A 10,091-nucleotide genomic window follows, 5' to 3' on the forward strand; every position below is an offset into this window, starting at 1 on the left:
CTCCTGCCGCTGCCCGAGGGCGTCGTGCAACTGACCCGCGAGCGCCTGGGTACGGAGCTGGCCGCCCGGCTGGATGCCGAGCTGGCCCGGCAGGCGGCCGCCGGCGCCGAGATGCGCTTCGCCGCCCGTCGCGATGCGCTGGCTTCCTCGGCCGCGCCGGCCGCGGCCGCGGCCCCGCTGCGCCTGCTGCACGACGGCAGGCCGGCCGGCCAGCTCGACCTGGCCGCTAACCCCGAACTTCGACGGCAGCTGGAAGCCGCTGCGAAAGAGCGTTAGGGCGCCGGGAATAGCGGGGCGATCCCCCCTCTGATCCGGCTCAAGTTTTTCCGGCCCTTGGAAACAATGGAGGGACGGGCGTCCATGCCCGTTCCCGACACCCAAGATGGCCGACCAATCCGCCCAGGACCGCAACCTCCCAGCCTCAGCCAAGAAGATCCAGCGATCTCGGGCCGAGGGCCAGGTGCCGCGCTCGCGCGACCTGCAGCACTTCGCGATGATCGTCGGCGGCGGTGCGGTGCTGGCCGTCGGTGGCGGGCGGGTGATCGACGCGCTGCGGCTGATGCTGGCGCAGGCGCTGCGCTTCGACGTCCGCGACGTCGGCACCGCGGCGGCGATGGGCGAGCGCCTGTCGGGCCTGACCCAGCAGTTCCTGATGCTGATGCTGCCCGTCTGCGGCCTGCTGGTGCTGCTGGCCATCGCGGGCTCGCTGGCCTCGGGCGGCTGGAACTGGACGATGAAGCCGCTGATGCCGCGCTTCGACCGTTTGAACCCGATCTCGGGCCTGGGCAACCTGGTCAGCGGCCAGGGCCTCGGCCAGGCGCTGAAGGCGGCGCTGCTGGCCCTGGTGCTGGGCATCGTCGGCGCGCTGGTGCTGAAGGACCGGATCGCGGCCTACGTGGGCATCATGTCCGTCCCGCTGCCCTCGGCGATCGCCTATGCCGGCCAGCAGCTGGTGGGCGGCCTGGCGCTGGTGGCCATCGCGCTGGCGGTGTTCGCCGCCATCGACGTGCCGCTGCAGCGCACGCTGCACCTGCGCCGCCTGCGCATGACCCGCGAGGAAGCCAAGCAGGAAATGAAGGAGCTGGAAGGCAACCAGCAGATCAAGGGCCGCATCCGCGCCAAGATGCGCGAGATCGCCAAGCGCCGCATGCTGGCCGCCGTGCCCAAGGCCGACCTGGTCGTGATGAACCCGACCCACTATGCGGTGGCGCTGAAGTACGAAGAGGGCTCGATGGGTGCGCCGAAGGTGGTGGCCAAGGGAGCCGACCTGCTGGCGCTGCGCATCCGCGACCTGGCCAAGGAATCGAAGGTGCCGGTGCTGCAGTCGCCGATGCTGGCCCGCGCGCTCTACGCCCACGCCGAGCTGGACCGCGAGATCCCCGCCGCGCTGTTCGGCGCCGTCGCCCAGGTGCTGGCCTATGTCTACCAGCTGAAGGCCGCGATGGCCGGCCGCGGCCAGGCGCCGCAGGAACTGCCCAAGCCCTTCGTGCCGCCCGAGCTGGACCCGCACAACAAGCCCGGCTACGCCGCCGCCGAGGCCGACGAGGACTTCCTCGACACCGACACCGCAGAGGGTGAACAAGCATGAACCCGATGATCGCCCGCCTCCAGTCCCTGCTGGGCCCGCGCGCCGCCATCGTCTCCGCCCTCGGCGCCCCGATCGCGGTGCTGATGGTGCTGGCGATGATGGTGCTGCCGCTGCCGCCCTTCGCGCTGGACCTGCTGTTCACCTTCAACATCGCGATGGCCGTGATGGTGATGATGGTGGCGGCCCACATGGTGCGCCCGCTGGACTTCGCCGCCTTCCCGACCGTGCTGCTGCTGACCACGCTGATGCGCCTGTCGCTGAACGTGGCCTCCACCCGCGTGGTGCTGCTGCAGGGCCATACCGGCACCGGCGCGGCCGGCAAGGTGATCGAGTCCTTCGGCCACTTCCTGATCGGCGGCAACTTCGCCGTCGGCCTGATCGTGTTCGCGATCCTGGTGGTGATCAACTTCATCGTCGTCACCAAGGGCGCGGAGCGCATCGCCGAAGTGGGCGCGCGTTTCACCCTGGATGCGATGCCCGGCAAGCAGATGGCGGTGGACGCCGACCTCAACGCCGGCCTGATCAACGAGGCCGAGGCCAAGCGCCGCCGTGCCGAGCTGGGCGACGAGGCGGACTTCTTCGGTTCCATGGACGGTGCCAGCAAGTTCGTCCGCGGGGACGCGGTGGCGGGCATGCTGATCCTGGCGATCAACATCGTCGGCGGCTTCATCATCGGCGTGGCGCAGCACGGGCTCTCCGCGAGCCAGGCGGCCGATTCCTACATCCTGCTGGCCGTCGGCGACGCGCTGGTGGCCCAGGTGCCGGCGCTGCTGATCTCGGTGGCGGCGGCGATGGTGGTCTCGCGCGTCGGCACGGACAAGGACGTCGGCAGCCAGATCGGCTCGCAGGTCTTCGGTTCGGCCAAGTCGCTGGCGATCACCGCCGGCGTGATCGGCGCGCTGGGCCTGATCCCGGGCATGCCGCATGTGGTGTTCCTGCTGATCGCCTCCGGCCTGGGCTGGCTGGCCTGGTGGCTGCGTACCAAGCAGCAGAAGGATGCCGCGGCCAAGGCCCGCGCCGCGATGCCGCAGGTGGCCGCGCCCGAGGCCAATGCCGAGGCGAGCTGGAACGACCTGGTGCCGGTGGACGTGCTGGGCCTGGAGGTCGGCTACCGGCTGATCACCCTGGTCAACAAGGCCAAGGAGGGCGACCTGCTGAGCCGCATCAAGGGCGTGCGCCGCAAGTTCGCCCAGGAAGTCGGCTTCCTGCCGCCGGCCGTTCACATCCGCGACAACCTGGAGCTGCGCCCCAGCCAGTACCGCTTCTCGCTGCGCGGCGCCGTGATCGGCGAGGCCGAGGCCTTCCCGGGCATGTGGCTGGCCATCAACCCCGGCCACGCCACGCAGAAGCTGATCGGCACCCAGACGACCGACCCCGCCTTCGGCCTGCCCGCCACCTGGATCGAGGAACGGCAAAAAGAGATGGCCCAAATGGCCGGCTTTACGGTTGTTGATTGCTCGACCGTGGTGGCCACGCATCTTTCACACTTGATGCAAGTGCACGCGGCCAAGTTGTTGGGCCGCGTGGAGACCCAGGCCCTGGTGGACCACCTGACCAAGCAGGCGCCCCAACTGATCGAAGACGTGATTCCCAAGATGATCGGCATCGCCACCCTGCAACGCGTGCTCCAGCTGCTGCTGGAGGAGGGCGTGCACATCCGCGACATGCGCTCGATCGTCGAATGCCTGGCCGAGAACGCCACCCAGACGACCGACCCCGCCGAGCTGGCCCGCCGCATCCGCATCCAGCTCGCGCCGGCCATCGTCCAGCAGATCTACGGCCCGGTGAAGGAGCTGGACGTGATCGCGCTGGAGCCCGAGCTGGAGCGCCTGGTCACCCAGGCCCTGAACTCGCCCCATGGCGCCGCGCTGGACCCCGGCGTCGCCGATTCGCTGACCCGCAACGCCGCGCAGACGGCCCAGTCCCAGGAAGACCGCGGCGTGCCCGCGGCGCTGCTGGTGCCGGACCCGATCCGCGCGCCGATGGCCCGGCTCCTCCGCAGGGCTGCGCCGCGCCTGAAGGTGCTGGGCCACAGCGAGATTCCTGAAACCCATTCCATCCGCATCGGTTCCATCATCGGGAGCACAGCATGAACGTGAAGCGCTTTACGGCTCGCACCTCCCGCGAGGCATTGAACCTGGTCAAGCAGACCTTCGGCGACGACGCCGTCGTGCTGTCCAACAAGCCCTGCGCCGAAGGCGTGGAGGTGCTGGCGATGGCGCCGGAAGGCATGGGCCAGATCGAGAGCATGGCCAGCCGCGCGCCGCGCGTGGCCGCCGCCCCGCGTGCGCCGAGCCGCGTGGCCGTGCGCCCCGAGGTGGCCGCACCCGCGCCGACCGCCCGTCCGAGCTTCGCCGAACGCGCCCGCCGCGAGCCCAGCTTCGGCCTGCAGGATCCGATGGGCGCGCCGGACGTGGGCGCCGATGTGCAGACGCTGGCGATGAGCACGCTGTCCTTCCAGGACTATGTGCGCGAGCGCGTGCTCAAGCGCCGCCAGGCCGAGCTGAATGCCGATGCCCCGGCCCATGTCGAGCCGACGATGAGCGCCGCGCCCGAGCCGATGGTCGACGACAGCAGCTCGCTGCAGAGCGCCCGCCGCGAGCGCGCCCAGGCTGCGCTGCAGGCGATGCAGCCGCGCCGTCCGGCGCCCGCCGTGGTCGCCGCGCCCGAGCCGGTGCGCCCGGTCGCGCCGGCCCGCCGCCCGACCCCGCCGGTGCTGCGCGACGAGATCCGCCTGCCCGAGCCTGTCGCCGCCCCGATCCAGCGGGAACTCGCCGACATCCCGAACCGCGGCCGCCGCGAGCAGGCCGACATGATGAACGAGCTGCGCTCGATGAAGGGCCTGATCGAGGAGCGCTTCGGCGCCCTGGCCTTCATGGAGAAGCTGCAGCGCCAGCCGGTGCAGGCGCGGCTGATCCAGAAGCTGCTGGAAGTGGGCTTCTCGCCCGCGCTGACCCGCAAGCTGCTGGAGGCCTGCCCCGCCACCTTCGGCGATGCCAACATGCCCGACGAGAACGCCTGGGCCCAGCTGGTGCTCTCGCGCAACCTGATCACCGACGAGAAGAACCCGCCGCTGGAAGAGCAGGGCGGCGTGTTCGCGATGATCGGCTCCACCGGCGTCGGCAAGACGACCAGCACCGCCAAGCTGGCAGCGGCCTTCGCCACCCGCTACGGCGCCGCCAACCTCGGCCTGATCACGCTGGACGCCTATCGCGTCGGCGCCCATGAGCAACTGCGCGCCTACGGCCGCATCCTCGGCGTGCCGGTGCACACCGCGCACGACCGCGCCTCGCTGGAAGACCTGCTGGAGCTGCTGTCGGCCAAGAAGATGGTGCTGATCGACACCGCCGGCATGGCCCAGCGCGACAGCCGCTGCGCCGAGCTGCTGGACATGCTGACCCACCGCAGCATCCGCAAGCTGCTGGTGGTCAACGCCGCGCAGCAGGGCGAGACGATCGAGGACGTGGTCAACGCCTGGCGCGCCGCCGACTGCCACGGCGTGGTGCTGTCCAAGATCGACGAGGCCGTCAAGCTGGCCCCGGCGCTGGACACCATGATCCGCCACCGCCTGAAGGTGCTGGCCGTCGCCAACGGCCAGCGCGTGCCGGAAGACTGGCACCGCCTGGGCGCCCAGGCGCTGATGCAGCGCGCGCTGCGTACCCCGGCCAGCGGCGCCTGGCGCATGGACAGCGCCGAGGTGAAGCTGATCTTCGCCGGCGCGCCGGTGGCGGCCGATGCCATGGCCGCGGCTTTCTGATCCAATACGTCCAGGTAACGGGTTATGTACAGGGAAGCAGAACACTTCGACACCCGCCCGGGCGACCAGGCCGACGGCCTGCGCCGGCTGTTCGCCGCCTCGCGCGTGCGCTTCGTGCCGGTGGTCGCCAATCCGCGGGTGATCGAATCCGGCGTGCTGCTGGAGGGCCTGTGCGCCGCCTTCGCCGAGCGGGGCCTGCACACGCTCGTGGTGGACGCCGCCGAGAGCGCGCCGCGCGCCGCCGAGCTGGCCTCGGTGGACCTGGGTGCCTGCGTCGAGCGGCTCTCGCGTGACGTGTCCTACCTGGCCGCGCGCGGCCTGCCGATGCGCCACATCAACGCCCAAGGCTCGGCCGCCCGCTTCCTGGAAGCGGTGACCGAGGCGGTGCCTCACGCCGAGGTCATCGTGCTGCATGCCAGCGCCGCCGAGCTGGCCCGCGTCGTCGCGCTGCGCGAGTTGCGCCCGCTGCTGCTGGCCGATACCGACCTGGCCAGCGTCACCGAGGCCTATGCCGGCATGAAGTGGCTGGCCCAGCGCGCCGGCCTGATGGTCTACAGCCTGCTGATGGCCTGCTCGCCGCAGCTGCGCCTGTCCGAACGCATCGCCCAGCAGATCAGCTCCTGCGGCGAGACCTTCCTGGGCGCCGTGCTGCGCGACTGGGCCTGCATGGACCCGCGCACGCCGATTGCCGCACCGATCAGCCCCGAGATGCGCCACCTGGCCCGCGAGCTGCTGACCGTGGCGCCGCCCGGGGCCGCGCTGCAGGCCGCAGCGGCCGACGCCGGGCCGCTGCGACCCCGCGCGAGCCTGTCGTCGTCACTGCTCGCAACATCCGCGCTGTGAAAATCCGCCTGAAGAAGTAGTAGCCTTCGATCCATGTACACAGCCAAAGGTCAACTCGACAGCAACTCGCTGATCCGGCAATACAGCCCGCTGGTGCGCCGCCTTGCGCACCAGATGATCGCCAAGCTGCCGGCGAACGTGGAGATCGACGACCTGATCCAGGTCGGCCTGATCGGCCTGACCGACGCGATGAGCCGCTTCGACAGCGGCCAGGGCGTGCAGTTCGAGACCTTCGCCACCCAGCGCATCCGCGGCGCCATGCTCGACGAGCTGCGCGGCGGCGACTGGATGAGCCGCGGCAGCCGCCGCCAGCAGCGCGAGATCGAGGGCGCCGTCCACAAGCTCGAGCAGCGCCTGGGCCGCGCGCCCAACGAGAGCGAGATCGCCGCCGAGATGGGCACCACGCTGGAGGAATACCAGGACCTGCTCGGCAAGGTGCGTGGCACCCAGCTGATCTACCTGGAGGACATGTCCGGCGACGAAGGGGATGACGACTTCCTCGACCGCCACGTGGCCGACCATGCCAACAACCCGATGGCCGTGCTGCAGGACCACCGCATGCGCGAGGCCCTGGTGGCCGCCATCAAGAACCTGCCCGAGCGCGAGCAGTACGTGATGAGCATGTACTACGAGCACGACATGAATCTCAAGGAGATCGCGGTCGTGCTGAAGGTGACCGAATCGCGCGTCTGCCAGCTGCACAGCCAGGCGATCGCACGGCTGAGGGTGAAGCTGCGGGAGTGGTGATCCTCCGCTGACGGCCTCGAAGCCCGGTTCAGCCCAGCTCCCTCAGCTCGATCCTCCCGCGCCCGGCCCGCTTGGCCTGGTACATCATGTCGTCCGCCTCGGCCAGCAGGTCGTCCACGAGCAGCTCATGCCGGCGCGCGAGCACGATGCCGATGCTGGCGCCGACGCTGACCGTGGATCCGCCCGCCAGCAGGATCGGCTGGCGGATCGCCTGCAGGCAGCGTTCCAGGCTGGCCACCGCGGTGGGGGCGTCCTGCACGCCGGCCATCAGCCAGGCGAACTCGTCGCCGCCCAGGCGCGCCACCGAGTCGTTGCTGCGCAGCTCGTGCTGCAGCCGGTGCGCCACCTCGCGCAGCACCTCGTCGCCGGCCTCGTGGCCGTGCCGGTCGTTGATCGGCTTGAAGCCGTCCAGGTCCATGTAGCAGACGGCCAGGCTGTCCTTCTGGCGCCGCGCCAGCGCCACCGCCTGGCGCAGCAGTTCCTCGAACAGGCGGCGGTTGGCCAGGCCGGTCAGCGGGTCGTGCAGGGCCATGTACTGGGCGCGCTCCTCGCTGTTCTTCAGCTGGTCGATGTCGAGCACCATCCACACCGATTCGGCGTCGCCCAGCGACGCGCCGCTCAGGTCCACCCAGATGTCGCTGCCGTCGGCGCGGCGCATCTTCAGCTGCGTGCGGAAGCGCCCCTCGCGCTGCAGCGCCTCGTAGCCCAGGCGGCCGACCATCTCGAAGCTGGCATCGTCCGGGTAGATCTGCCGCGTCGATTCGCCGACCACCTCCGGGTGGCCGAGGATGCGATGGATCGCGCGGTTGGCCCAGACGACCTTGCGGTCCTTGACGCGCAGCATGCCGACCAGCTCGTTGTCCAGCACCACCGCCTGCTCGTGCGCGATCCGCGTGGCGTAGACGCTGATCGCGTACTGGCGGCGCTGCTGCAGCAGCATGTAGCCGAAGCCGCTGACCACCATCAGGATCACCGCGCCGGTGAACAGCCACTGGCGGCGCTGGTCCGCGCGCCAGTGGGCGAGGTAGGTGCTGGTGGCCAGGCCGGTGAACACGGTGAGCGGATAGCCCGCCACGCGCCGGTAGGCGATCATGCGTTCGACGCCGTCCAGCGGCGCCTCGATGACGTAGGCCCCGCGCTCGCGATCGGCGGCCAGCTTCTGGCGGAGCATCGGCGAGACGTCGACGGCGCCCAGGCCCTGGGTCGATGCGGGCGCCGATGCCGCATGGCGCGCCACCAGGCGCAGGCCGTCGGAGCGCAGCGAGACGGCGCTGTCATTGCCTATCGAGAGCCGCGCGAACAGCTGCTGGAAATGCTGGCTGGCCAGCACCGCGTAGACGATGCCGCGGAACTCGCCCAGGTGGGTGAACAGCGGCCGGGCGATGATGATGCACCAGCCCTGGAAGGCGCGGCTGAAGACGGGCTCGGAGATCACCGAGCCGCGGCCCTCGCGGGCCTGGCGGAAGTAGTCGCGGTCCTCGATCGCGAAGGGCCGCTCGCCGGGCGCCAGCCCGACGGCGACCCGCCCGTCGGCATCGGCGGCACGCAGCGCGGTGGCGAAGGGCAAGAGCTGACCCTGCTCCCGCATGGCCTCGTGCTGCAGTCGCGTGCGGTGCGCTTCGTCGCGGCCCTCCAGCTGGCGCGCGGCGACCGTGGCCAGCGCGTTGTCGACCAGGCGGATCTCGGCGGCCAGTTCGATGGCCAGGCCGTGGGCGAGGTTGTCGGCCGACTCGCGCAGCCGGGCCAGTTCCTCCTGGCGGCTGTCGTGCAGGTTGTTCAGCGTGGCCAGCACCAGCAGGGCCGCGACCAGCAGGTTGCCCAGCACCACCCAGCCGACGATGCGGCCCGGCATCGGGGCGGGCGGGAGGCCGGTCGTCTCCGGGAGGCGGGCGTCTTGTACTTCTTCGCGGCGATCCATCGGGCACATGCTCGCATCGGCGTCGCCGTGGCGTCAATGACCGGGCCGGCGGTCAGTGCAGGTCGGACGTTAGCGCAGGCCCAGCTCCCGCTCCAGGAACACCGTCTGCAGCGCCCGCAGCCCGGCCACCGACTCGCGCGAGGCCGCGCCGCCGTGGCCGCTGTCGGTGCTCTCGCGGAACAGCACCGGCTGGCCCAGCTTGCGCAGGCCCTCGGCGAAGCGCCGCGCGTGGCCGGGGTGGACGCGGTCGTCCGACGACGAGGTGGTGAGCAGCATCGCCGGGTAGCGCACGCCTTCGCGCAGGTTCTGCAGCGGCGACCAGCCGAGCAGCGCGGCACGGTCCTCGTCCTTGCGCGGGTCCCCGTATTCGTCGATCCAGACCGCGCCGGTGAACAGCTCGTGGTAGCGCAGCATGTCGGTCAGCGGCACGTCGGCGACGATGGCGCGCCAGAGCTCGGGCCGCTGCACGCCGGCCGCGGTGGCCAGCAGGCCGCCGTTGCTGGCGCCGACGAAGGCCAGGCGCCTCGGGTCGGCCCAGCCGCTGCGGCCGAGGTCCTCGGCCACGGCGATCAGGTCGTCGATGCCGTGCTGGTGCAGCCGGCCCTGGGCCGCCTGGTGCCAGGCCGGGCCGTACTCGCCGCCGCCGCGGATGTGGGCCTGCACGAAGACCGCGCCGTGGCGCAGCAGCGGCTCGGCCAGGTCGGTGTGGAACTCGCTGTTCAGGTAGGCCGGCAGCGAGGACACGCCGAAGCCGCCATAGCCGCTCAGCAGCGCGGCGGCGCTGCCGTCGGGCTTCAGGTCGCGCCGGCGCACCAGGTAGTAGGGCACGCGGGTGCCGTCGCGGCTGGTGGCGAAACGCTGTTCGGTGAGGAAGGGGCGGGCGTCGAAGGCCGCATGGCCCCTGGCGATGGCCTCCGTGCGGCCGTTGCGCACGGTCGTCTCGGGCGGCTCCAGCAGGCTCTCGGTCTTGACCAGCACCGCCGATGGCGCGGCCTCGCCGGTCAGCAGGCGCACGGCCGCGTGCGGCGGCAGCGGCTGCGCCTGGCGCTGCCAGCCTTGCGGCGTGCGCCGGCTGCGGTAGAGCCGGCCATTGACGTCGTCCATGACGCCGAACCACAGCGCGTCGCCGGCCACGGCCAGGTGGAAGACCGCGTCGACGGCCTCGTGCGGCGTTGGCACGAAGATCGGCTCGACCGGATCATCGCGGCCCGGCAAGGGCAGCGCGAGCAGGCTGCCGG

The 10,091-nt window shown here is 71.2% G+C and carries 8 protein-coding genes; 6 read left to right on the forward strand and 2 right to left on the reverse strand.

The features are described 5' to 3' along the window. From B0W88_RS33845 to B0W88_RS26025, 6 genes are all read left to right on the forward strand, one after another. A partial coding sequence (locus tag B0W88_RS33845; RefSeq protein ID WP_158080945.1) for a hypothetical protein occupies positions 1 to 276 on the forward strand: 276 nt, incomplete at its 5' end. Positions 277 to 382: 106 nt separating this feature from the next. Continuing rightward, the gene (flhB, locus tag B0W88_RS26005) at positions 383 to 1,588 is read left to right on the forward strand and encodes a flagellar biosynthesis protein FlhB (protein ID WP_077037502.1); all 1,206 of its coding nucleotides are present in this window, start codon (positions 383 to 385) and stop codon (positions 1,586 to 1,588) included. Positions 1,589 to 1,593: 5 nt separating this feature from the next. Continuing rightward, on the forward strand, positions 1,594 to 3,681 hold the full coding sequence (gene flhA / locus B0W88_RS26010; RefSeq protein WP_077037503.1) for a flagellar biosynthesis protein FlhA: 2,088 nt from the start codon (positions 1,594 to 1,596) through the stop codon (positions 3,679 to 3,681). Further along, the gene (flhF, locus tag B0W88_RS26015; RefSeq protein WP_077037504.1) at positions 3,678 to 5,345 is read left to right on the forward strand and encodes a flagellar biosynthesis protein FlhF; all 1,668 of its coding nucleotides are present in this window, start codon (positions 3,678 to 3,680) and stop codon (positions 5,343 to 5,345) included. The genes flhA and flhF overlap by 4 nt, the downstream gene beginning before the upstream one ends. Before the next feature lie 24 nt (positions 5,346 to 5,369). Continuing rightward, complete coding sequence (locus B0W88_RS26020) at positions 5,370 to 6,188, forward strand: hypothetical protein (protein WP_077037505.1); 819 nt, start codon at positions 5,370 to 5,372, stop codon at positions 6,186 to 6,188. Positions 6,189 to 6,221: 33 nt separating this feature from the next. Beyond that, positions 6,222 to 6,935, forward strand: coding sequence for an RNA polymerase sigma factor FliA (locus tag B0W88_RS26025; RefSeq protein WP_077037506.1), 714 nt, complete (start codon positions 6,222 to 6,224; stop codon positions 6,933 to 6,935). A gap of 28 nt (positions 6,936 to 6,963) precedes the next feature. Here B0W88_RS26025 and B0W88_RS26030 read toward each other — a convergent pair whose 3' ends face one another. Both B0W88_RS26030 and B0W88_RS26035 read right to left on the reverse strand, forming a co-directional pair. Then, entirely contained in the window at positions 6,964 to 8,853 is a 1,890-nt protein-coding gene (locus B0W88_RS26030; protein WP_158080946.1) for a diguanylate cyclase, read from the reverse strand. A 69-nt stretch (positions 8,854 to 8,922) separates the two neighbouring features. After that, the coding region (locus B0W88_RS26035; RefSeq protein WP_144006979.1) for a prolyl oligopeptidase family serine peptidase at positions 8,923 to 10,091 on the reverse strand (1,169 nt) is incomplete at its 5' end.

The sequence above is a fragment of the Pelomonas sp. KK5 genome, from assembly GCF_001984095.1.
GTDB lineage: Bacteria > Pseudomonadota > Gammaproteobacteria > Burkholderiales > Burkholderiaceae_C > KK5.